The sequence below is a fragment of the Dietzia kunjamensis genome, assembly GCF_045689975.1.
GTDB lineage: Bacteria > Actinomycetota > Actinomycetes > Mycobacteriales > Mycobacteriaceae > Dietzia > Dietzia kunjamensis.
Window position 1 is genome coordinate 2366734 of record NZ_CP143297.1, and the last position, 21003, is coordinate 2387736.

Consider the following 21003-nt stretch of genomic DNA (forward strand, 5'->3'; position numbering starts at 1 on the left):
GTCAGCGACCCAGCGCGGCGAGCGCGCGTGCGTTGATCTCGTCGACCTCACCGACGGCGTCGATGCTCTTGACCTCACCGGCGTAGTACTCGAGCAGCGGGGCCGTCTCCGACCGGTACACCGACATGCGGTTCCGGATGACGTCCTCGGTGTCGTCCTCGCGCCCACGGGCGAGCATGCGCTTGACCACGGTGTCGTCGTCGACCTTGAACTCCAGGACCGCGTCGAGGGTGTGGCCGGCCTCGCCGAGCATCTCCTTGAGCGCGTCCGCCTGCGCTGCACTGCGGGGGTATCCGTCCAGGAGGAAGCCCTCGGTGGCGTCGGGCTCGGCGATGCGCGCGGCGACCATGCGGTTCGTCACCTCGGCGGGGACGAGGTTGCCGGCGTCGATGTAGCTCTTGGCCTCCTTCCCGAGGTCGGTGCCCTGGGAGATGTTGGCGCGGAACAGATCACCGGTCGAGATGTGTGGGACGCCGAGCTTCTCCGAGAGCAGAGCAGCCTGGGTGCCCTTGCCGGCTCCGGGAGGGCCGAGGAGGACGAGACGCATGGTGGGGACCAGCCTTTCTACAGTTGGTGTGCTCGGACGAGGCCGCGCCTACTTGAGGAAGCCCTCGTAGTTGCGCTGCATCAGCTGCGCCTCGACCTGCTTCACGGTGTCGAGGCCCACGGAGACCATGATGAGCACAGCGGTGCCGCCGAACGGCATGTTCTGCAGATCTCCACCCCCGCTGCCCATGTCGAGGAAGACGTTGGGGAGTACCGCGATCAGACCGAGGTACAGCGAACCGAACAGCAGGATCCGGTTGAGGACATAGCCCAGGTATTCGGCCGTCGGGCGGCCCGGGCGGATGCCCGGGATGAACCCGCCGTACTTCTTCATGTTCTCGGCCTGCTCCATCGGGTCGAACTGGATGGCCACGTAGAAGTACGCGAAGAAGATGATGAGGGCGAAGTACAGGAGGATGTAGCCCCAGCTGGAGGGGTTCTGCAGGTACTGCATGACGTACCGCTGCCAGAACCCGTCGCTCGACGGTTCGGGCCCCTGGATCAGCTGGGTGATGAGGATCGGCACGTACATCAGCGACGACGCGAAGATCACCGGGATGACGCCGGCCTGGTTGACCTTGAGCGGCAGGTAGGTGGAGGTGCCGCCGTACTGGCGACGGCCGACCATGCGCTTGGCGTACTGGACGGGGATCCGGCGCTGACCCTGCTCGACGAAAACGACGGCGACGACGATGAGGACGACCGCGAACATGACGGCCGCGAACTTCATGGTCGACGAGTTCTGGTAGATGTTCACGCCCTCGGCCGGGATGCGGGACGCGATGCCGGCGAAGATGAGCAGCGACATCCCGTTACCGACGCCACGGTCGGTGATCAGTTCGCCGAACCACATGACGAGTGCGGCGCCCGCGGTCATGACGATGACGATGGTGAGCAGCGTGAGGATGTTGTCGTCCATCAGGACGGACTGGCCGTTGCCGAGGAGCTGCCCCCGGTCGGCCAGCGCGACGATGCCGGCGGACTGCAGGACGGCGAGCGCGATGGTGAGATAACGCGTGTACTGCGTCATCTTCGCCTGGCCGGACTGCCCCTCCTTCTTCAACTGCTCGAAGTACGGGATCACCACCGTGAGCAGCTGGACGATGATGCTCGCGGTGATGAAGGGCATGATGCCGATCGCGAAGACCGACAACTGCAGCAGGGCGCCACCGGAGAAGAGGTTCACCAGGGAGAACAACTGTGCGTTGTCCCCGGTCATCGCTGTGTCGAGCAGACCCCGGAGCTTGGGGTAGTCGACGCCGGGCGACGGGATCTGCGCGCCGATCCGGTAGAGGATGATGATCCCCAGGGTGAAGAAGATCTTCTTCCTCAGGTCCCGGTCCTTGATCGCGGACGCGAGTGCGGAGAGCACATGTCCTCCTGGTCGTGGTCGGCCGTTGGCCGCCGGTCGTCGAAAGCAGATGCGCCGGGGGAAGTCGGGCCGACCTTCCGGCGGGCGCCGACCCCGAAACGCACAACGGGAAAACTCTATCAAGACGAGCGCAGGGGCCGGATCCGAGACTCTCGGACCCGACCCCTGCACCCGTCATCGACCCGTGAACGGGCCGGGCGGGGTATCAGGCCCCGGCCTCCGACACGCTTCCGCCGGCGGCCTCGATCTTGCTCTTGGCCGAGGCGGAGACCTTGTCGGCGGTCACGGTGACGGCCACGGAGATGTCCCCGTCGCCCAGCACCTTGACCGGCTGGTTCTTCCGGACCGCGCCCGCGGCCACGAGCTCGGACACGCCGACCTCGCCGCCCTGCGGGAACAGCCGCTGGATGTCGGACACGTTGACGACCTGGAAGACGACCTTGTTGCGGTTCTTGAAGCCCTTGAGCTTCGGGAGCCGCATGTGGATCGGCATCTGGCCGCCCTCGAACGCCGCGGGGACGTTCTTACGCGCCTTGGTGCCCTTGGTACCGCGGCCGGCGGTCTTGCCGCGCTTGCCGCCCTCGCCGCGACCCACACGGATCTTCTCGGCGTGCGACCCGGGAGCCGGGCGCAGGTGGTGCAACTTGATAGTCATTCTCACTCCGTCTCTTCGACCACGACGAGGTGGTTCACGACGTTGATGAGACCCCGGGTCTGCGCGTTGTCCTCACGCACGACCGTCTTCCGGATGCCCTTGAGGCCGAGCGTACGCAGGGAGTCCCGCTGGTTCTTCTTGGTCCCCACGGTCCCGCGGACCTGGGTGATCTTGAGGCTAGCCATGATCAGGCCCCCTGTCCGGCACGCGCACGGAGCATGCCCGCGGGCGCGACGTCCTCGATCGGCAGGCCGCGACGAGCCGCGACCTCCTCGGGACGATGCAGACCCTTGAGCGCCGCCACGGTCGCGTGGACCACGTTGATGGCGTTGTCCGACCCCAGAGACTTGCACAGGATGTCGTTGACTCCGGCACACTCGAGCACCGCGCGAGCGGCGCCACCGGCGATGACACCGGTACCCGGCGAGGCGGGGCGGAGCATGACGACGCCGGCAGCGGCCTCACCCTGGATCGGGTGGGGGATGGTGGAGGCGATGAGCGGAACGCGGAAGAAGTTCTTCCGTGCCTCCTCCGATCCCTTCTGGATCGCCGCCGGCACCTCCTTGGCCTTGCCGTACCCGACGCCGACCATGCCGTTGCCGTCACCCAGGATCACCAGGGCGGTGAAGCTGAAGCGCCGACCACCCTTGACGACCTTGGAGACACGGTTGATGGTGACGACGCGCTCGATGTACTGCGACTTCTCCTCGTCGCGGCCGCGACGATCGTCGCGACCCCGGCCACGACCGCGGTCTCCGCCGCGGCCCTGGGCGTTGTCGGTGGTGGTCTTGTTGTCTGCGGCGGGGCCGTTGCTTCCGCCGTCACGACGCTGACGTCCCGGCATCAGACGGTCCTTCCGTTAGCGAACAGTGCAGTGGTGTTGGTCATCAGAACTCCAGCCCACCCTCGCGGGCGGCGTCGGCGAGGGACGCGATCCGGCCGTGGTACTTGTTGCCACCACGGTCGAACACGACGGCGTCGATGCCGGCAGCCTTGGCGCGCTCGGCCAGGAGCTGGCCGACCTTCGCGCTGCGGGCCTTCTTGTCGCCCTCGAGGGAGCGCACATCCGCCTCGATGGTGGAGGCTGCGGCCAGCGTGTGGCCGGCCAGATCGTCGATGATCTGGGCGTGGATGTGACGCGAGGACCGGTTGACGACCAACCGCGGACGCTCCGGCGTACCGGAGACCTTCTTGCGGAGTCGGTAATGGCGCCGGGCGCGACCCTCGCGACGTGCGGTGGAGACATCGGTGCCCAGCGGTGAACGCTTCTTGGTGCTGCTCATGATCACTTACCCGTCTTTCCGACCTTGCGACGGACCTGTTCGCCGGCGTAGCGGATGCCCTTGCCCTTGTACGGGTCGTGCTTCCGCAGTCGCTTGATGTTGGCGGCGATCTGGCCCACCTGCTGCTTGTCGATCCCGGAGATCGAGAACTTGGTCGCACCGTCGACGGCGAACGTGATGCCGTCGGGAGCGGTGACCGGAACCGGATGCGAGTAGCCCAGGGCGAATTCGAGATCCTGGCCCTTGGCCACGACGCGGTAACCGACGCCGAAGATCTCCATGTCCTGCTTGTAGCCCTCGGTGACGCCGACGATCATGTTGTTGACCAGCGAGCGGGACAGGCCGTGCAGTGACCGGTTGTCGCGGTGGTCGTCGGGACGGTTCACCGTGACGGTGCCGTCCTCGATCGAGACCGAGATCGCCCCGGGCAGAACCTGCGAGAGCTCGCCCTTGGGACCCTTGACGGTGACGGTCTGGCCGTCGACCCTGATGTCGACACCGGACGGGACGGTGATCGGAGCCTTGCCGATACGTGACATTTCTCGCCCCCCTTACCAGACGTGGGCGAGGACTTCCCCGCCCACCTTCTTGTTGTTCGCCTGGCGGTCCGTGAGCAGACCCTGGGACGTCGAGATGATCGCGACGCCCAGGCCACCGAGGACCTTGGGCAGTTCGGTGGACTTGGCGTACACGCGCAGACCCGGCTTCGAGATGCGCTTGATGCCCTGGATGCTGCGCTGGCGCGAGGGGCCGTACTTGAGGTCGATGGTGAGCTTCTTGCCCACCTCTGCGTCCTCGACGTTGTAGCCCGCGATGTAACCCTCCTGCTGGAGGATGGCAGCGATGTTGCCCTTGAGCTTCGAATGCGGCATCGACACGGTGTCGTGGTACGCCGAATTGGCGTTACGCACACGCGTCAGCATGTCCGCGATGGGATCGGTCATCGACATGGATGGACCATGTTCCTTTCTCGTAACGGTTCCCATGCAACACGTCCCGTACGGCGACCTGTGGGCCGCCCACGTGACGTCGTGGGCCTATCACGAAGAGTGCGAATGTTCTCTTGTATGGGATCCGGCGCCCCTCCGGGCATCCCGGTGTTCCCGCCGCGGCCGGTGCTCTTCTCACCGGGGCGCGACCAGACGACTGGGCCGTCTGCCCGCCGCCGGGGAACCGCGATGCGGTGCCCCGGCGGGGACGGCCGGTCCGGCCGGTGGAGGAGGTCAGTCCTCCTTGAAGGGGAATCCGAGCTGCTTGAGCAGTGCCCGGCCCTCTTCGTCGTTCGTTGCGGTCGTGACGACCGTGATGTCCATGCCCCGGGGGCGGTCGACCTTGTCGACGTCGATCTCGTAGAACATCGTCTGCTCGTTGAGGCCGAACGTGTAGTTGCCGTGGCCGTCGAACTGCTTGCCCGAGAGCCCGCGGAAGTCACGGATACGCGGGAGCGCGACGGTCGTCAGGCGATCGAGGAACTCCCACATGCGATCGCCGCGCAGGGTGACGCGCGCGCCGATCGGCATGCCCTCGCGCAGCTTGAACTGTGCGATGGACTTGCGGGCCCGACGGACCTCCGGCTTCTGGCCGGTGATCAGCGTGAGGTCGTTGATGGCGCCGTTGATGAGCTTGGCGTCGCGGGCGGCGTCACCGACACCCATGTTGACGACGACCTTCGCGACGCCCGGGATCTGCATGACGTTGGCGTACTCGAACGTCTCGTTGAGTGCCGGCCGGATCTCGCTGCGGTACTTGTCCTTGAGGCGAGGGGTGTACCCGGAGGGAAGAGCGGTCTCAGTCATGGTCACAGGTCCTTCCCGGTCTTGCGCGAGACACGGACGCGCTTGCCGTTCTCGTCGGTGCGGATTCCGACCCGGGTCGGGGTGCCGTCGGCGTCCACGACCATCACGTTGGACACGTGGATCGGGGCCTCCTGGGTGACGATGCCGCCCGAGGAGGCGCCGCGCTCGGCAGCCGAGTTGGAGGTGTGCTTCTTGATGCGGTTGACGCCCTCGACGAGGACCTTCTCCTGAGCCGGGAAAGCCTGGATGACCTTGCCCTTGGCGCCCTTGTCCTTACCGGAGATGACCAGCACCGTGTCGCCCTTGTGAACCTTCATGTCAGAGCACCTCCGGAGCCAGCGAGACGATCCGCATGAACTTCTTGTCGCGCAGTTCGCGGCCGACGGGCCCGAAGATGCGCGTTCCGCGCGGATCGTTGTCGTTCTTGATGATGACGGCGGCGTTCTCGTCGAACTTGATGTACGAGCCGTCCGGGCGACGGCGCTCCTTGGCGGTGCGCACGATGACGGCCTTGACGACCTCACCCTTCTTGACGTTGCCACCGGGGATGGCGTCCTTGACGGTGGCGACGATGATGTCGCCCACGCCTGCGTAGCGGCGCTTGGAACCGCCGAGAACGCGGATGCAGAGAATCTCCTTGGCACCCGTGTTGTCGGCGACCTTCAGCCGCGACTCCTGCTGGATCATGGTTCTCCTGACCAGGTCTGTTCAATGCGTGCCGGATACCGACCCGACACACGCGGTCATGCCACCCGTCGACACGTCGAGACGTGCCAGGTCGGGCAACTGGTCCAGTGTAGGGTGCGCATGCACCGGGACCCAAATCCCGGTCAGCTACCGCCCGAACCGGCCGATCCGGATCCACCCAGGGAACCCGTCGAGCCGCTCGATCCCGATGAGCCGGCAGCGCTCGCCCCGGAGTCCGCCACTCCCCCCGTCGTCCTCCGCCCGTTGGGCGCGGCGTCGGGCAGTCCGGAGAGGACGTGATCCATCCCCGGCCGCATCTCGGTGACGAAGACCGGCCAGTTGTGGATCCCGGAGGGCATGTAGTTCATCCTCAGGTCGACCCCGGGAACCGAGGCGAGCGCGGCCTCGAGTGCACGGGTGCTCTCGTAGGAGCCCTTCTCGAGGACATGTCCGTCGATGAGCACGAGTTCGTTGCTGCCGAAGCGGCCGAGCTCGCTGGAACCCACCAGCCCGGTCGCGGCGCTGAGGTAGACCGCCTTGCCCTCGAGCCCGGAGGGGTCCGCCACGGTGTCGTGCTCCACCCACTCCCGGGACCCGCGCGGCCCCCACATGTTGGTGACGTCCCCGTTGCGAGCGGCCACGGTGAGTCGCGCGTACTGGTAGCCGAGCTCGTCGGTGGTCGAATAGGCGCCGCTGATACCGGCGGCGCCTCCGAACATCTCGTTCCTGTTGGCCAGATGAAGCGCCGCGGACGCCCCCATCGACACGCCCATGACCCCCCAGCTCCCGTTGTGGGCGAGCGGCCCCGCGGCCCCGGGTAAACCGGCCTCGAGCAGCGGCGGCAACTCCTCGGTGAGGAACGTCTCCCAGTTGTTGGGGCCCAGGACGGGATCGTCCGTCTGCCAGTCGGACCACATCGACGCCGGGCCGCCCGTCGGAACGATCACGTTCACCGCGCGGTCGCGCAGCGCGGGATCGCCCCAGCCCATACCCGTGCTCCACCCGGACGGGACCTCGGAACCGACGCCGTCGAGGAAGTACACGTTGGGCGCGTCGACGCCCGCCGGGGCGCGGTAGACCTCGACGCGGACCGTCCGTTGCATGGATTCAGACGTCACGGTCCACACCTCGGCGCGACGATCGACCGCCTCCGTCGACGCCGGGAAGAGAGGCTCGATCCGCTGCACGGTGGAGGACACGATGGACCCGTCCCGTGTCGCGCGGGGCCCGGCCGGGGGTTGGGAGCTTCCCGGACGGGGGAAATCGCTGGAACCGATGGCGCCGACGGATCCGAGGACGGACGTGACCGGGATCGGGGCACCGAGCTGGGTCGACGCGGCGATACTGAGCGATGGTGCGCCCAACAGGCTTCCGGGCGCCACGCTGGGAACGAGGGATCCCGGATCGACTGACCCCGGGCCCGTGCTCTGGGCGCCGGCGACGGGAAGCCCCGTGGCCGTCGTCGTGATCACGACCGCGCCGATCGCGAGCGCACTCAGACCACGACGGCGATCGCCCCGCCCACTCCCCCGTCGGCCGAAATGTGGTTCGTTCCCCATATGACGATCCTGTCCTCTCGGCCAGCGTCGGACGCTGACACACTACTCAAAATTCGTTACACCACGGTGATCCGTTACATTCGGCCGTCCCGTGCGCCCCCGCAACGAGAAACGGCCCGGCCCCGGAGTCCCGGGGCCGGGCCGTTCGCATATGTCGAGTGGGGGCTTACTTGGCCCGCTCGAGCACCTCGACGAGGCGATACCGCTTGGAGGCGGACAGCGGGCGGGTCTCCATGATCCGCACGCGGTCGCCGACTCCGGCGGTGTTGGTCTCGTCGTGGGCCTTGACCCGCTCGGTACGGCGCATGATCTTGCCGTACAGCGGGTGCTTCACGCGGTCCTCGAGCTCGACGACGATGGTCTTCTCCATCTTGTCGGACACGACGTACCCGATGCGCACCTTGCGGCTGTTGCGCTCGGTGTTCTCGTTGGACTCAGTCACAACTGCTTCCTTGTCACTCACTTGGCATCACCCGGCGCCGCCGACAGACCGAGCTCGCGCTCGCGAATGACGGTGTAGATGCGAGCGATGTCGTGGCGGACGACACGCAGGCGACGGTTGTTGGTCAGCTGACCGGTGGCCATCTGGAAGCGCAGGTTGAACAGCTCTTCCTTGGCCTCACGCAGACGCGCGGTCAGCGCATCCGCATCGAGCTCACGCAGCTCGGGGGCGGTGGTTCCACTAGCCATCAGAACTGCTCCTCCCGGGTCACGATGCGGGTCTTGCACGGGAGCTTGTGCTGCGCGCGGCGAAGGGCCTCGCGAGCGGTCTCCTCGTTCGGGTACGACATCTCGAACAGGATGCGGCCCGGCTTGACATTGGCCACCCACCACTCGACCGAGCCCTTACCGGAACCCATCCGCACCTCGGCGGGCTTCTTGGTCAGGGGACGATCCGGATAGATGTTGATCCACACCTTGCCACCACGCTTGATGTGGCGGTTGATGGCGATACGTGCGGACTCGATCTGACGGTTGGTGACGTAGGCCGGCTCGAGAGCCTGGATGCCGTAGTCACCGAAGGTCACCTTGGTACCACCCTTTGCCCCGCCCTTACGGCCGGGGTGGTGCTGCTTGCGGTGCTTGACGCGCTTGGGGATAAGCACTGTCACGCCTCCCTGGTCTGGTTCTGCGGTGCCTCGGCAGGAGCCTCGGCGGCCGAGCCGGAACCGGCGCGGCCGGTCTCGGTGCTGGTCGCAGTGGTGCCCTGGGCCCCGGAGCGACGCGGACGACCGGCGCCACGCTCGCGGCGGGGACCGCGGTCGGCACCGCCACGGTTGCTGGACTGGGCGTACTGGTCGGACTCGCGACGGCCGCCGACCACGTCACCCTTGTAGATCCACACCTTGACACCGATACGACCGAAGGTCGTCTTGGCCTCGTAGGTGCCGTAGTCGATCTCGGCACGCAGGGTGTGCAGGGGGACGCGCCCCTCGTGGTAGCGCTCCGAACGGGACATCTCGGCACCGCCGAGACGACCCGAACAGACCACCTTGATGCCCTTGACCTGGGGCTGACGCATGGCCGACTGGATGCCCTTGCGCATCGCGCGACGGAACGCCACACGATTCGAGAGCTGCTCGGCGATCCCCTGGGCGACGAGCTGGGCGTCGGCCTCGGTGTTCTTGATCTCGAGGATGTTGAGGTGGACCTGCTTCGCGGTGAGCTTCTCGAGCTCCCCGCGAAGACGGTCCGCCTCGGCGCCCCGACGGCCGATCACGATGCCCGGGCGGGCCGTGTGGATGTCCACGTGGACCCGGTCACGGGTCCGCGAGATGTCGACCCCGGAGATACCGGCCCGCTCCATGCCCTTGGACAGGAGCTGACGGATCTTGATGTCCTCGGCGACGTAGTCGGCGTACTGCTTGTCGGCGAACCACTTGGACGTCCAGTCCGAGGTGATGCCGAGACGGAAGCCGTGCGGCTGGATCTTCTGTCCCATTTAGCGGGCACCTCCCTGGTTGCGACGTGCCCGACCGGAGCCGGTCTTCTCGGGCACGCTGGTCACCTCGATGGTGATGTGGCTCGTACGCTTACGCACGCGGAACGCACGACCCTGGGCACGCGGGCGGAAACGCTTGAGGGTCGGCCCCTCGTCGGCGTAGGCCGCCGTGACCACGAGGGTCCGGGGGTCCAGGTCGAGGTTGTTCTCGGCGTTGGCCATCGCGGAGGCGAGGACCTTGGCGACCGGCTCGCTGGCGGCCTGCGGGGCGAACCGCAGCGTGTTCAGCGCGTCGGCGGCGTCCTTGCCGCGGATGAGGTCGATCACACGACGCGCCTTCATGGGCGTGACGCGGACGAACTTGGCGGTGGCACGCGCGGAGAGCTTCTGCTCGGCCGTCGCCGTGCCGTCGTCGGTCTTCTTCGTATCAGTGCTCATCGACGCTTACTCTTCCGATCGTCCTTGATGTGCCCCTTGAACGTGCGCGTCGGCGCGAACTCGCCGAGCTTGTGACCCACCATCGAGTCGGACACGAACACGGGCACATGCTTGCGGCCGTCATGGACGGCGAACGTGTGGCCGATGAAATCGGGCAGGATCGTCGAGCGCCGCGACCAGGTCTTGATGACCTGATGCGTGCCCTTGTCGTTCTGCACGTCCACCTTCGCGAGGAGGTGTTCGTCGACGAACGGACCCTTCTTGAGACTACGAGGCATCCTAGTTTCCCTCCTTAACGCTTCTTACCGGTGCGACGGCGACGGACGATCATGCTGTCACTCGCCTTGTTGGGCTTGCGGGTCCGGCCCTCGGGCTGGCCCCACGGGCTGACGGGGTGACGTCCACCGGACGTCTTACCCTCGCCACCACCATGCGGGTGGTCGACGGGGTTCATGACCACGCCACGGACGGTCGGGCGAACGCCCTTCCACCGCATGCGGCCGGCCTTACCCCAGTTGATGTTGGCCTGCTCGGCGTTGCCGACCTCGCCGATCGTGGCGCGGCACCGCACGTCGACCCGGCGGATCTCACCGGAGGGCATGCGGAGGGAGGCGTAGGTCCCCTCCTTACCGAGCAGCTGGATGCCGGCGCCGGCGGCGCGGGCCATCTTGGCGCCGCCGCCCGGACGGAGCTCCACCGCGTGCACCACGGTGCCTGCGGGGATGTTCCGGAGCGGGAGGTTGTTGCCGGTCTTGATGTCGGCGCCTGCACCCGACTCGACCTTCATGCCCTGCTTCAGGTTGCGCGGGGCGAGGATGTACCGCTTCTCGCCGTCCGCGTAGTGCAGGAGGGCGATGTTGGCGGTGCGGTTCGGGTCGTACTCGATGTGCGCGACGGTGGCGAGCACGCCGTCCTTGTCATTACGACGGAAGTCGATGACGCGGTACTGGCGCTTGTGGCCACCGCCCTTGTGGCGGCTGGTGATACGGCCGTGACCGTTGCGGCCGCCGGTCTTGCTCAGCGGGCGCAGCAGCGACTTCTCGGGCGTCGAGCGGGTGATCTCGGCGAAGTCCGAGACGCTCGAGCCGCGACGACCGGGGGTCGTGGGCTTGTACTTGCGGATAGCCATGAGGTTCTCTCGTCCTTAACTCTTCCCGCCGTCAGGCGGTCAGACCCGGGATCTCGATGGGCTTGCTGTCGGCCGCGAGGGTCACGATGGCGCGCTTGGTGCTCTTGCGCTGTCCGTACCCGGTGCGGGTGCGCTTGCGCTTGCCCTGACGGTTGGCGGTGTTCACGGACTCAACGGTGACGCCGAAGATCTCCTGGATGGCGATCTTGATCTGCGTCTTGTTGGCGCCCGGGGCGACCTGGAACGTGTACACGCCCTGCTCGAGCAGGCCGTAGGCCTTCTCGGAGACGACCGGGGCGAGGATCACGTCCCGGGGATCGGCGACGGTGCTCACTTGTCGGCCTCCTTCGCTGCCTTGCCGGCGAACGCACGGCTCGCCTGCGTGACGAACGCGTCCAGAGCCTCGACCGAGAACACGACGTCGTCAGCGTGGAGCACGTCGTAGGTGTTGAGCTGATCCGGAGCGATCGGATGGACGTGATCGAGGTTGGCCACGGAACGCCATGCGGCGACGTCCTCACGACCGACGACGATCAGGATCTTCTTGCGGTCGGACAGGGTGCCCAGGAAGTCGCGGACACCGGCCGTCGACGGCTTCTGTCCCTCGACGAACTCGGTCACCACGTGGAGGCGATCGGCCGAGACCCGGTCGGAGAGGGCACCGCGGAGCGCGGCGGCCTTCATCTTCTTGGGGGTGCGCTGCGAGTAGTCACGCGGCTTCGGGCCGTGGACGGTGCCGCCGCCGGTGTAGGCGGGGGCGCGGGTCGAACCCTGACGGGCGCGGCCGGTGCCCTTCTGGCGGAACGGCTTGCGGCCGCCGCCGCGGACCTCGCCACGGGTCTTGGTCGAGTGCGTGCCCTGACGCGCCGCGGCGAGCTGAGCCACCACGACCTGGTGCATCAGGGGCAGGTTGGGCTCGACGCCGAAGATCTCGGCGGGGAGCTCGACCGAACCGTCGGTCTTGCCCGCCGGGGTACGGACGTCCAGCTTGAGGTTCACGGTGTTCTCCGTGGTGGTCATGCGCGCGCACCGCCCTTCACTGCGGAACGGACCATCACGAGGCCGCCGTTACGACCCGGGATGGCTCCCTTGATGAGGAGGACGCCGGCCTCGGCGTCCACCTTGTGGACCTTGAGGTTCATGGTGGTCACGCGATCGTTGCCCATGCGGCCGGCCATCGACTTGCCCTTGAAGACGCGGCCCGGGGTCGATGCCCCGCCGATAGAACCCGGCTTGCGGTGCACGGCCTGCGTACCGTGCGAGGCACCCTGGCCGGCGAAGCCGTGGCGCTTCATGGTACCGGCGAAGCCCTTGCCCTTGGAGGTGCCGGTGACGTCGACGAACGCGCCGTCCTCGAACACGTCGGCGCCGATCTCCTGGCCGATCTCGAACCCGGCGGCCTGCTCGGCGTTGTCGAGTCGGATCTCGGCGAGGTGACGACGGGGGGTGACCCCGGCCTTATCGAACTGGCCGGCCACCGGCTTGGTGACCTTGCGGGGGTCGATCGCGCCGAACGCGATCTGGACGGCGTCGTAGCCGTCGGTCTCTTGGGTACGGATCCCGGTCACGACGCACGGCCCGGCCTTGACGACGGTAACCGGAACCACCCGGTTGTTCTCGTCGAAGACCTGGGTCATGCCGAGCTTGGCGCCCAGGATTCCCTTGATCTCGGTGTTAGTCATCTGTTCACTGTCTCCGCTGCACGTTGCTTGCTGACCGCTACGCGGTCGGAGGTCACTGGATGTTGACGTCGACGCTGGCAGGCAGGTCGATACGCATGAGAGCGTCCACGGTCTTCGGCGTGGGGTCGAGAATGTCGATCAACCGCTTGTGGGTACGCATCTCGAAGTGCTCACGCGAATCCTTGTACTTGTGCGGCGAGCGGATGACGCAGTAGACGTTCTTCTCGGTGGGCAGCGGCACGGGACCGACGACACGAGCACCCGTACGGGTCACCGTCTCGACGATCTTGCGGGCCGAGGCGTCGATAGCTTCATGGTCGTAGGCCTTGAGCCGGATGCGGATCTTTTGTCCCGCCACTTCGTCCTCTTCTCCTCCCGCCCGTGAGGGCGGCTGTCGTAAGCGCCCTCGCTGCGCGGGGACACTGTGTGTTCGCTTGTCATGTGTGACACCGTCAGACCGTCTACCACCCGGTCCCGTGCATCGGTGCTCCATCGTGGAGGACCCCGCCGCGCGCCCACGGGCATGACACGACTACGAGACCTCCAGAGGACGGAGTGCCACATCGCTCGCGCGAGGCGAGGATGACGGCGGACCGATCCGCTGCCGCTGTTGACGTGTCACGACGCGTCCACGCGGTCGGGCGTGTCGCCCTCCCGCTTTTCCGGCGGGTGATCACTCACCCGCCCCGGTCGTGCTCGCCCGACCAACCCGACTCTCCCCGGGGCCCATCGGGCCCATACGGGATCGCCGCCTTGTCCGGGCAACTTGACCAGTATGCAGTACATCGGCCGGAAGGGCAAAATCCCGGACGTCCCGGCGTCCTCGGGTGCGTCACGGACCCCGGCACGACGACCGGGTACTTCGGTAGCGTCGGGACGACCAGAGTCCACACTCGGAGGAGACCACATCGTGAACAGCAGACGCGAGCCGCGGGACCCCGCCGCCTACAAACGGGACAGGCGGCAGGCGGTCCTGCGCCACCATCCGGACGCGGGCGGCGATCCCGATGAACTCTTCCGGGCACTCGCGGAAGTCGACCGCCGGCACGGGGTATCCGGTCCCGGGTACGACGCGCACGGCGCGAGTGCCGAACAGGTCGCCGCCGTCGCCGCGGCCGCGCTCGCCGGAGTCGCCGCGGTGGGGTTGTCGATCGCGATGACCATCCTCGGTCGTCGCAGGTAGTTCGGTCGCCGCAGGTAGCTCGCTCGTCGCACGAAACTCGGTCGCCTCAGATAAACCGGTCGTCTACTCCCCCGGGCACGCGTGAACCACCGCGAAATGCGGGAAGGGCGCCCCACCTGACGGTGGGGCGCCCTTCCTCGATCGACCCGGGGATTCACCCGGACCGAGCGGTCAGTGGATCACTTGATGATCTTGGTGACCTGTCCGGCGCCGACGGTGCGGCCACCCTCGCGGATCGCGAAGCGCAGGCCCTCATCCATGGCGACCGGCTGGATGAGCTCGACGCTCATCTCGGTGTTGTCGCCCGGCATGACCATCTCGGTGCCCTCGGGGAGGGTCACGACGCCGGTCACGTCCGTGGTACGGAAGTAGAACTGCGGGCGGTAGTTGTTGAAGAACGGCGTGTGACGGCCGCCCTCGTCCTTGGACAGGATGTACGCCTGGCCCTCGAACGTGGTGTGCGGGGTGTAGGCGCCCGGCTTGATGACGACCTGGCCACGCTCGACGTCCTCGCGCTTGAGACCACGGACGAGCAGACCGACGTTGTCGCCGGCCTCGCCGTAGTCGAGCAGCTTACGGAACATCTCGATGCCCGTGATGGTGGTCTTGGTGGCCTTATCCTTGATGCCGATGAGCTCGACATCCTCGTTCACGTTGATCTGGCCACGCTCGATACGACCGGTGACGACGGTGCCACGACCGGTGATCGTGAAGACATCCTCGACGGGCATGAGGAACGGCTTGTCGGTCTCACGCTCGGGATCCGGGACGGAGTCGTCGCAGGCCTGCATGAGGTCGACGATGGCCTGGACCCACTTCGGGTCACCCTCGAGCGCCTTGAGCGCCGAGATGTGGACGACCGGAGCGTCCTCGTCGAAGTCCTGCGACGCCAGCAGCTCGCGGACCTCCATCTCGACGAGCTCGAGGATCTCCTCGTCGTCGACCATGTCGCACTTGTTCAGGGCGACGAGGATGTAGGGCACACCGACCTGACGGGCGAGCAGCACGTGCTCACGGGTCTGCGGCATGGGGCCGTCGGTGGCCGCCACGACGAGGATCGCGCCGTCCATCTGGGCGGCACCGGTGATCATGTTCTTGATGTAGTCGGCGTGACCGGGGGCGTCGACGTGCGCGTAGTGGCGCTTCTCGGTCTGGTACTCGACGTGGGAGATGTTGATCGTGATACCACGAGCCTTCTCCTCCGGCGCCTTGTCGATCTCGTCGAACGCGAACGCGTCGTTGAGGTCGGGGTAGGTGTCCGCCAGAACCTTGGTGATGGCCGCGGTGGTGGTGGTCTTGCCGTGGTCGACGTGACCGATGGTGCCGATGTTTACGTGCGGTTTGGTCCGCTCGAACTTCGCCTTCGCCACTTGGTGTCCTCCTGGACTGGTCTGTCCCCACCTGGAGGTGGGCACTGCTTTGTGTGGGATCTGATCTTACTCATCGTGCCGTGTTGAGCACGAACCGGCGGCCACCCGGAGGTTCGACCGTGCGCCGCCGGCATCGGCCCCACCCCGCCTGACGGCGGGGCGGGACCAGTACCGGTTACTCGCCGGTCGCCTTGGCGATGATCTCCTTGGCCACGCCCGCCGGAACCTCGGCGTAGTGGGAGAAGACCATCGAGTAGTTGGCCCGGCCCTGCGTCTTCGACCGGAGGTCGCCGACGTAGCCGAACATCTCGGACAGAGGCACGTGGGCCTTGACGACGCGGGCGCCGGAGCGCTCCTCCATCGCCTGGATCTGGCCGCGGCGGGAGTTGATGTCGCCGATGACGTCACCCATGTAGTCCTCGGGCGTGACGACCTCCACGGCCATCAGCGGCTCCAGGATCACGGGCTGGCACTTACGGGCGGCCTCCTTGAAGGCCATGGAGCCCGCGACCTTGAACGCCATCTCGGACGAGTCGACCTCGTGGTACGCGCCGTCGACGAGCGTCGCCTTGACGTTGACCATCGGGTAGCCGGCGAGGATGCCGTACTGCATGGCGTCCTTGATGCCGGCGTCCACGGAGGGGATGTACTCCTTGGGCACGCGGCCACCGGTGACCTTGTCGCTGAACTCGTAGGTCTCGCCGGCTTCGACGGCCTCCTGGTCCAGCGGGCCGAGCGCGATCTGCACCTTCGCGAACTGACCGGAACCACCGGTCTGCTTCTTGTGGGTGTAGTCGAACTTGTCGATCGAGCCCTTGATGGTCTCGCGGTACGCGACCTGCGGCTTGCCGACGTTGGCCTCGACCTTGAACTCGCGCTTCATCCGGTCGACGAGCACGTCCAGGTGGAGCTCGCCCATTCCGCCGATGACGGTCTGTCCGGTCTCCTCGTCCAGCCGCACGGAGAACGTCGGATCCTCACGGGCCAGCTTCTGGATGGCCGTGCCGAGCTTCTCCTGGTCGGCCTTGGTCTTGGGCTCGATGGAGACGTCGATGACCGGGTCCGGGAAGGTCATGGACTCGAGGATGACCTGGTTGTTCAGGTCACACAGTGTGTCACCCGTCGTGGTGTCCTTCAGCCCGATGAACGCGTAGATGTGGCCGGCGACGGCCTCCTCCACGGGCATCTCCTTGTTGGCGTGCATCTGGAAGAGCTTGCCGACGCGCTCCTTCTTCCCCTTGGTCGCGTTCTGCACCTGGGTGCTCGGGTCGATGCGGCCCGAGTAGACACGGACGAAGGTCAGCTCACCGAAGAACGGGTGCACGGCGATCTTGAACGCGAGCGCCGCGAACGGCTCGTCCTTGGACGGCTTGCGGAGGATCTCCGTCTCCTCGTCCCCGACCTTGTGGCCGTGGACCTCGCCGACGTCCAGCGGGTTGGGGAGGTAGGCGATGACGGCGTCGAGCAGCGGCTGGATGCCCTTGTTCTTGTACGCCGAACCACACAGCACCGGGTAGATCTCGGCGTTGACGACCATCTTGCGGATCGCTGCCTGGATCTCGTCCTTCGTCAGCTCCTCGCCACCGAAGTACTTCTCCATCAGCGCCTCGTCGCTCTCGGCGACGGACTCGAGGAGCTTCTCGCGGTACTCCTCGGCCTTCTCCTGCAGGTCGGCCGGGATGTCCTGCACCTGCGCCTCGGTGCCGATGTCGGTCTTGCCGGGCCAGACGAGCGCCTTCATCTCGACGAGGTCGACGACACCGTCGAACTCGTCCTCGGCGCCGATCGGGAGCTGCAGGACCAGCGGCTTCGCGCCGAGACGGTCGACGATGGTCTGGACCGTGTAAAAGAAGTCCGCGCCCATCTTGTCCATCTTGTTGACGAAGCAGATGCGGGGCACGTCGTACTTCTCGGCCTGACGCCAGACCTGCTCGGACTGGGGCTCGACGCCCTCCTTGCCGTCGAAGACGGCGACGGCGCCGTCCAGGACGCGCAGGGACCGCTCCACCTCGACGGTGAAGTCGACGTGGCCCGGGGTGTCGATGATGTTGATCTGGTTGTTGGACCAGAAACAGGTGACGGCGGCGGACGTGATCGTGATGCCGCGCTCTTTCTCCTGCTCCATCCAGTCGGTGGTCGACGCACCGTCGTGCGTCTCGCCTGCCTTGCGGTTGACACCCGTGTAGAACAGGATGCGCTCGGTGACGGTGGTCTTACCGGCGTCGATGTGCGCCATGATGCCGATGTTGCGGACCTTGTTGAGGTCGGTCAGCACGTCCTGTGCCACGGATTCTCCCGAATGTGAGTCGTCGGTGGCCCGTGCGGTCGCTGTCGACCGTCCGAACCGGGTCGGTAGTGCTGCCGGTACCTGCACGCGGGGCGTGAGGTACGGGCCTTGATCAATGATGCCACCCGGCGGGTGACAACGGGACCCTGGCCGGGGGGACGTGGATACCCACGCCCCGGCCCGGGTCCCGACGCGTCACCAGCGGTAGTGAGCGAACGCCCGGTTTGCCTCGGCCATCTTGTGGGTGTCCTCGCGGCGCTTGACCGCGGCACCCAGACCGTTGGAGGCGTCCAGGATCTCGTTGGCCAGACGCTCGACCATCGTGTTCTCACGACGCTGCCGGGAGAACGTCACCAGCCAGCGCATCGCCAGGGTCGTCGAACGACCGGGGCGGACCTCGACGGGCACCTGGTAGGTGGCGCCGCCGACACGACGGGAGCGGACCTCGAGAGCCGGCTTGACGTTGTCGAGCGCCTTCTTGAGGGTGATGACCGGATCGGTTCCGGTCTTCTCGCGGCAGATCTCCAGCGCGGAGTAGACGATGCGCTCGGCGGTCGTCTTCTTGCCGTCGAGGAGGATCTTGTTCACGAGCTGGGTGACCAGCGGCGACCCGTAGACCGGGTCGTTGATCAGCTGGCGCTTGGGGGCGGGACCCTTACGAGGCATTACTTCTCCTTCTTGGCGCCGTAGCGAGAGCGGGCCTGCTTGCGGTCCTTCACACCCTGGGTGTCGAGCGAGCCGCGGATGATCTTGTAGCGCACACCCGGGAGGTCCTTCACACGACCGCCACGCACGAGCACCATGGAGTGCTCCTGCAGGTTGTGGCCCTCACCGGGGATGTAGGCGGAGACCTCGATACCGGTGGTCAGGCGCACACGGGCGACCTTACGGAGCGCGGAGTTCGGCTTCTTGGGGGTCGTGGTGTACACGCGGGTGCACACGCCGCGACGCTGAGGCGAACCCTTGAGGGCAGCCGTCGACGTCGCCGACTTCTTGTCCTGGCGGCCCTTGCGGACCAGCTGGTTGATGGTTGGCATGAACCGACTTTCTCTAGCTGGCGGCCTCCACTGGGGGCGACCACCGGTCACTGGGACGTTGCTCGTATCCGGACTCTCGCGCGCCTGTCGCCGCGCACAGCCGACCACGTCAGCCGCTCTCGCTGGCCTACCGGGCACGATCCTCCAGCTCGCGTACTGCGAGCACGATGGTCAAGCCTAACCGCCGGGGGATGCAGTGGTCAAAATGGGCCGTTCGCGGCGTCGCGCGCGGGCGGCGCACCGGCCTCGTCGAGGACCATGTCCACCGTGTGGGCCCAGAATCGCACGATCTTGTCACGCCGCGCCGAGTCGTCGGACAGGACGTCCGCGAGCCCCAGGCCCCGGGCGAGGTCCAGGGTGGTCTGGAGTGCGCGCCGGATCCGGACGTCACCCGGGTCGCGCCCCAGGGCGGCGGCGGCGATGGACAGGACCTCACGCGACATGTGGTTCTCGAGCGGGAGCACGCGGTCCCTGAGGGCGGGATCGGAGGCCGCCGCGGTCCAGACGTGGAGCGCGGCCTTGAACAGGTCGGAAGTGTAGTGCCCGACTATGAGCCGGACCACGGCGACCGTCCGCTCGGGTCCGGGCTCGGGCAGGTCGAGACCCACGCTCCGGACGTCCTCGAGTCGCTGTTCGATCATGTGCCCGAGCGCGGCGGTGATGAGGTCCTCGCGCGTCGGGAAGTGGTGCTGGGCGGCGCCCCGTGAGACGCCGGCGGCGGCGGCCACCGCACCCACGGTGGTCGCCGCCCAGCCCTGCGTCGCGAGGAGGTCGATCGAGGCACCGAGCAGACGCTCCCGCGTGATACGGCTTCTGTCCTGCTTGGGGGCGCGCTGCTCGGGTGCCGTCATGTGTCCTCCTGTTACCAGTCCTGCTCGTCGTAGATGATCACTCCGCGGATGTTGTTGCCGTCGCGCATGTCCTGGTACCCCTGGTTGATCTCCTCCAGGCGGTACGTCTTGGTGACGAGCTCGTCGAGCTTGAGGTTCCCGGCGCGGTACTGGTGGAGCAGGTGCGGGATCTGCTTGCGCGGGCCGGTCCCCCCGAAGATGGCGCCCTGGAGGGTCTTCTGCTGCATCGCCAGGTCGAGGATGGAGATCTGAGCGTCGACGGCCATCATGTCCCCGAGCCCCACGACCACACACCGTCGCCCCTTGCCCGTCAAGGTGAGACCGGGCAGGAGATCGTTACCGTTGACGACGCCCATGGTGAGGATGACCAGATCGGCCATCCGACCCCAGCTGATCTCCCCGACCAGTGCCATCGCCTCGTCCATGGAGGCGCAGGTGTGGGTGGCACCGAACTCCATGGCCTTCTCGCGCTTGAACTCGACCGGGTCGACGGCGACGATCGCGCGCGCTCCTGCGGCTGCGGCGCCCTGGACCGAGTTGATACCGATCCCGCCGATGCCCACGACGACGACGACGTCGCCCTCCTTGGCGCCGCCGATCTCGGTCGCCGATCCCCAGCCCGTGGCGACGCCGCAGCCCAGCAGGGCCGCCTTGTCGAGCGGGATGTCCTTCTCGATCTTGACGACGGAGGACTGGTGGACGGTCACGTACGGCGAGAACGTCCCGAGGACACACATCGAGGCGACCGGCTCACCCGCGGCGGTGTGGACCCGGTAGGTGTCGTCGCTGATCGCGCGGCCGGTCAGCAGGCCGGCACCATTGTCACAGAGGTTCTGGAGCCCCTCCGCGCAGGGCGGGCAGGTGCCGCAGGCGGGGATGAACGCCAGGACGACGTGGTCACCCTCCTCGATTCCGGTGACGCCCTCCCCGACCTTGGTGACGACACCGGCACCCTCGTGCCCGCCGATGATGGGGTAGGTCTCGAACTGCAGGTCACCGGTGAGCAGGTGCTCGTCCGAGTGGCAGAGGCCGGACGCGGCCAGCTTGACCTGGACCTCACCGACCCGGGGATCGCCCAGATCGACCTCGACGACCTCCCAGCCGTCCTGCTTGGGCTCCCTGATGATGGCGGCCTTGGTGCGCATGCGTTTGCTCCTCGTGCGAAGGGGGTGATGTGGCACTGGTC

General features: G+C 67.0%; 30 protein-coding genes. 1 reads left to right on the plus strand and 29 read right to left on the minus strand.

Going from position 1 to position 21003, the window contains the following annotated elements; translation table 11 throughout:
• Position 1: 1 nt before the first annotated feature.
• The 23 genes from VZF99_RS11030 to rpsJ form a co-directional block, all read right to left on the minus strand.
• Entirely contained in the window at positions 2-547 is a 546-nt protein-coding gene (locus tag VZF99_RS11030) for an adenylate kinase (RefSeq protein ID WP_069388736.1), read from the minus strand.
• 48 nt (positions 548-595) lie between these two features.
• Positions 596-1918, minus strand: a complete 1323-nt coding sequence (gene secY, locus VZF99_RS11035; protein ID WP_067716644.1) for a preprotein translocase subunit SecY — start codon at positions 1916-1918, stop codon at positions 596-598.
• A 205-nt stretch (positions 1919-2123) separates the two neighbouring features.
• Positions 2124-2573 (minus strand): 50S ribosomal protein L15, encoded by a 450-nt coding sequence (gene rplO / locus VZF99_RS11040; RefSeq protein WP_067716646.1) that lies wholly within the window; start codon positions 2571-2573, stop codon positions 2124-2126.
• A gap of 2 nt (positions 2574-2575) precedes the next feature.
• Positions 2576-2758 carry a 50S ribosomal protein L30 gene (gene rpmD / locus VZF99_RS11045; RefSeq protein ID WP_067716649.1) on the minus strand — a complete coding sequence of 61 codons (183 nt, stop codon included), beginning with the start codon at positions 2756-2758 and terminating at the stop codon, positions 2576-2578.
• Positions 2759-2760: 2 nt separating this feature from the next.
• Positions 2761-3417 carry a 30S ribosomal protein S5 gene (rpsE, locus tag VZF99_RS11050; RefSeq protein ID WP_067716652.1) on the minus strand — a complete coding sequence of 219 codons (657 nt, stop codon included), beginning with the start codon at positions 3415-3417 and terminating at the stop codon, positions 2761-2763.
• A gap of 43 nt (positions 3418-3460) precedes the next feature.
• Positions 3461-3856: a 50S ribosomal protein L18 gene (rplR, locus tag VZF99_RS11055; protein WP_067716997.1), complete on the minus strand. Its 396-nt coding sequence runs from the start codon at positions 3854-3856 to the stop codon at positions 3461-3463.
• 2 nt (positions 3857-3858) lie between these two features.
• Positions 3859-4395, minus strand: coding sequence for a 50S ribosomal protein L6 (gene rplF, locus VZF99_RS11060; protein WP_067716654.1), 537 nt, complete (start codon positions 4393-4395; stop codon positions 3859-3861).
• A gap of 12 nt (positions 4396-4407) precedes the next feature.
• On the minus strand, positions 4408-4806 hold the full coding sequence (gene rpsH, locus VZF99_RS11065; protein WP_067716657.1) for a 30S ribosomal protein S8: 399 nt from the start codon (positions 4804-4806) through the stop codon (positions 4408-4410).
• Positions 4807-5079: 273 nt separating this feature from the next.
• On the minus strand, positions 5080-5652 hold the full coding sequence (gene rplE / locus VZF99_RS11070) for a 50S ribosomal protein L5 (RefSeq protein ID WP_067716660.1): 573 nt from the start codon (positions 5650-5652) through the stop codon (positions 5080-5082).
• A 2-nt stretch (positions 5653-5654) separates the two neighbouring features.
• Complete coding sequence (rplX, locus tag VZF99_RS11075) at positions 5655-5969, minus strand: 50S ribosomal protein L24 (RefSeq protein WP_007628110.1); 315 nt, start codon at positions 5967-5969, stop codon at positions 5655-5657.
• Between the two features lies 1 nt (position 5970).
• A complete protein-coding gene (gene rplN, locus VZF99_RS11080) occupies positions 5971-6339 on the minus strand; it encodes a 50S ribosomal protein L14 (protein WP_007628112.1) in 369 nt (122 codons plus the stop codon).
• Positions 6340-6482: 143 nt separating this feature from the next.
• Complete coding sequence (locus VZF99_RS11085; protein WP_407334778.1) at positions 6483-7538, minus strand: alpha/beta hydrolase; 1056 nt, start codon at positions 7536-7538, stop codon at positions 6483-6485.
• 526 nt (positions 7539-8064) lie between these two features.
• Positions 8065-8361, minus strand: a complete 297-nt coding sequence (gene rpsQ, locus VZF99_RS11090; RefSeq protein ID WP_174521529.1) for a 30S ribosomal protein S17 — start codon at positions 8359-8361, stop codon at positions 8065-8067.
• Positions 8358-8588, minus strand: coding sequence for a 50S ribosomal protein L29 (gene rpmC, locus VZF99_RS11095; protein ID WP_017838199.1), 231 nt, complete (start codon positions 8586-8588; stop codon positions 8358-8360). Before rpmC ends, rpsQ begins: the two co-directional genes overlap by 4 nt.
• On the minus strand, positions 8588-9004 hold the full coding sequence (rplP, locus tag VZF99_RS11100) for a 50S ribosomal protein L16 (RefSeq protein WP_010541175.1): 417 nt from the start codon (positions 9002-9004) through the stop codon (positions 8588-8590). The genes rpmC and rplP overlap by 1 nt, the downstream gene beginning before the upstream one ends.
• A 2-nt stretch (positions 9005-9006) precedes the next feature.
• Complete coding sequence (rpsC, locus tag VZF99_RS11105) at positions 9007-9840, minus strand: 30S ribosomal protein S3 (RefSeq protein WP_067716670.1); 834 nt, start codon at positions 9838-9840, stop codon at positions 9007-9009.
• On the minus strand, positions 9841-10278 hold the full coding sequence (gene rplV, locus VZF99_RS11110; RefSeq protein ID WP_120284053.1) for a 50S ribosomal protein L22: 438 nt from the start codon (positions 10276-10278) through the stop codon (positions 9841-9843). It abuts the gene before it with no gap.
• Positions 10275-10556: a 30S ribosomal protein S19 gene (rpsS, locus tag VZF99_RS11115; protein WP_007628126.1), complete on the minus strand. Its 282-nt coding sequence runs from the start codon at positions 10554-10556 to the stop codon at positions 10275-10277. Before rpsS ends, rplV begins: the two co-directional genes overlap by 4 nt.
• Before the next feature lie 14 nt (positions 10557-10570).
• Positions 10571-11407, minus strand: a complete 837-nt coding sequence (gene rplB / locus VZF99_RS11120; protein WP_067716676.1) for a 50S ribosomal protein L2 — start codon at positions 11405-11407, stop codon at positions 10571-10573.
• A gap of 31 nt (positions 11408-11438) precedes the next feature.
• Complete coding sequence (gene rplW / locus VZF99_RS11125) at positions 11439-11741, minus strand: 50S ribosomal protein L23 (RefSeq protein ID WP_067716678.1); 303 nt, start codon at positions 11739-11741, stop codon at positions 11439-11441.
• Positions 11738-12427, minus strand: a complete 690-nt coding sequence (gene rplD, locus VZF99_RS11130; RefSeq protein ID WP_067716681.1) for a 50S ribosomal protein L4 — start codon at positions 12425-12427, stop codon at positions 11738-11740. The genes rplW and rplD overlap by 4 nt, the downstream gene beginning before the upstream one ends.
• A complete protein-coding gene (rplC, locus tag VZF99_RS11135) occupies positions 12424-13089 on the minus strand; it encodes a 50S ribosomal protein L3 (RefSeq protein ID WP_096907062.1) in 666 nt (221 codons plus the stop codon). The genes rplD and rplC overlap by 4 nt, the downstream gene beginning before the upstream one ends.
• 52 nt (positions 13090-13141) lie before the next feature.
• Positions 13142-13447 (minus strand): 30S ribosomal protein S10, encoded by a 306-nt coding sequence (rpsJ, locus tag VZF99_RS11140; RefSeq protein ID WP_003938093.1) that lies wholly within the window; start codon positions 13445-13447, stop codon positions 13142-13144.
• A 552-nt stretch (positions 13448-13999) separates the two neighbouring features.
• Between rpsJ and VZF99_RS11145 the strand changes: the two genes are divergently transcribed.
• Positions 14000-14272: a hypothetical protein gene (locus VZF99_RS11145; RefSeq protein ID WP_069388740.1), complete on the plus strand. Its 273-nt coding sequence runs from the start codon at positions 14000-14002 to the stop codon at positions 14270-14272.
• A gap of 179 nt (positions 14273-14451) precedes the next feature.
• Here VZF99_RS11145 and tuf read toward each other — a convergent pair whose 3' ends face one another.
• The 6 genes from tuf to VZF99_RS11175 all read right to left on the minus strand — a co-directional run bounded on the left by tuf (position 14452) and on the right by VZF99_RS11175 (position 20962).
• Positions 14452-15642 carry an elongation factor Tu gene (gene tuf, locus VZF99_RS11150; RefSeq protein ID WP_120284055.1) on the minus strand — a complete coding sequence of 397 codons (1191 nt, stop codon included), beginning with the start codon at positions 15640-15642 and terminating at the stop codon, positions 14452-14454.
• A 175-nt stretch (positions 15643-15817) separates the two neighbouring features.
• Positions 15818-17929 carry an elongation factor G gene (gene fusA, locus VZF99_RS11155; protein ID WP_407334779.1) on the minus strand — a complete coding sequence of 704 codons (2112 nt, stop codon included), beginning with the start codon at positions 17927-17929 and terminating at the stop codon, positions 15818-15820.
• Between the two features lie 195 nt (positions 17930-18124).
• Complete coding sequence (gene rpsG, locus VZF99_RS11160; RefSeq protein WP_067716696.1) at positions 18125-18595, minus strand: 30S ribosomal protein S7; 471 nt, start codon at positions 18593-18595, stop codon at positions 18125-18127.
• Complete coding sequence (gene rpsL, locus VZF99_RS11165; RefSeq protein WP_010541164.1) at positions 18595-18966, minus strand: 30S ribosomal protein S12; 372 nt, start codon at positions 18964-18966, stop codon at positions 18595-18597. Before rpsL ends, rpsG begins: the two co-directional genes overlap by 1 nt.
• Positions 18967-19166: 200 nt before the next feature.
• A complete protein-coding gene (locus tag VZF99_RS11170) occupies positions 19167-19817 on the minus strand; it encodes a TetR family transcriptional regulator (protein WP_407334780.1) in 651 nt (216 codons plus the stop codon).
• A gap of 11 nt (positions 19818-19828) precedes the next feature.
• Entirely contained in the window at positions 19829-20962 is a 1134-nt protein-coding gene (locus VZF99_RS11175) for an NDMA-dependent alcohol dehydrogenase (protein ID WP_067716701.1), read from the minus strand.
• Positions 20963-21003: the final 41 nt, after the last annotated feature.

Coding starts and splice junctions, on each gene's coding strand:
- VZF99_RS11030 (WP_069388736.1), bottom strand. CDS start 547: ATGCGTCTCGTCCTCCTCGGCCCTCCCGGAGCCGGCAAGGGCACCCAG.
- rplO (WP_067716646.1), bottom strand. CDS start 2,573: ATGACTATCAAGTTGCACCACCTGCGCCCGGCTCCCGGGTCGCACGCC.
- rpmD (WP_067716649.1), bottom strand. CDS start 2,758: ATGGCTAGCCTCAAGATCACCCAGGTCCGCGGGACCGTGGGGACCAAG.
- rpsE (WP_067716652.1), bottom strand. CDS start 3,417: ATGCCGGGACGTCAGCGTCGTGACGGCGGAAGCAACGGCCCCGCCGCA.
- rplR (WP_067716997.1), bottom strand. CDS start 3,856: ATGAGCAGCACCAAGAAGCGTTCACCGCTGGGCACCGATGTCTCCACC.
- rplF (WP_067716654.1), bottom strand. CDS start 4,395: ATGTCACGTATCGGCAAGGCTCCGATCACCGTCCCGTCCGGTGTCGAC.
- rpsH (WP_067716657.1), bottom strand. CDS start 4,806: ATGTCGATGACCGATCCCATCGCGGACATGCTGACGCGTGTGCGTAAC.
- rplE (WP_067716660.1), bottom strand. CDS start 5,652: ATGACTGAGACCGCTCTTCCCTCCGGGTACACCCCTCGCCTCAAGGAC.
- rplX (WP_007628110.1), bottom strand. CDS start 5,969: ATGAAGGTTCACAAGGGCGACACGGTGCTGGTCATCTCCGGTAAGGAC.
- rplN (WP_007628112.1), bottom strand. CDS start 6,339: ATGATCCAGCAGGAGTCGCGGCTGAAGGTCGCCGACAACACGGGTGCC.
- rpmC (WP_017838199.1), bottom strand. CDS start 8,588: ATGGCTAGTGGAACCACCGCCCCCGAGCTGCGTGAGCTCGATGCGGAT.
- rpsC (WP_067716670.1), bottom strand. CDS start 9,840: ATGGGACAGAAGATCCAGCCGCACGGCTTCCGTCTCGGCATCACCTCG.
- rplV (WP_120284053.1), bottom strand. CDS start 10,278: ATGAGCACTGATACGAAGAAGACCGACGACGGCACGGCGACGGCCGAG.
- rpsS (WP_007628126.1), bottom strand. CDS start 10,556: ATGCCTCGTAGTCTCAAGAAGGGTCCGTTCGTCGACGAACACCTCCTC.
- rplB (WP_067716676.1), bottom strand. CDS start 11,407: ATGGCTATCCGCAAGTACAAGCCCACGACCCCCGGTCGTCGCGGCTCG.
- rplD (WP_067716681.1), bottom strand. CDS start 12,427: ATGACCACCACGGAGAACACCGTGAACCTCAAGCTGGACGTCCGTACC.
- rplC (WP_096907062.1), bottom strand. CDS start 13,089: ATGACTAACACCGAGATCAAGGGAATCCTGGGCGCCAAGCTCGGCATG.
- rpsG (WP_067716696.1), bottom strand. CDS start 18,595: ATGCCTCGTAAGGGTCCCGCCCCCAAGCGCCAGCTGATCAACGACCCG.
- rpsL (WP_010541164.1), bottom strand. CDS start 18,966: ATGCCAACCATCAACCAGCTGGTCCGCAAGGGCCGCCAGGACAAGAAG.
- VZF99_RS11170 (WP_407334780.1), bottom strand. CDS start 19,817: ATGACGGCACCCGAGCAGCGCGCCCCCAAGCAGGACAGAAGCCGTATC.
- VZF99_RS11175 (WP_067716701.1), bottom strand. CDS start 20,962: ATGCGCACCAAGGCCGCCATCATCAGGGAGCCCAAGCAGGACGGCTGG.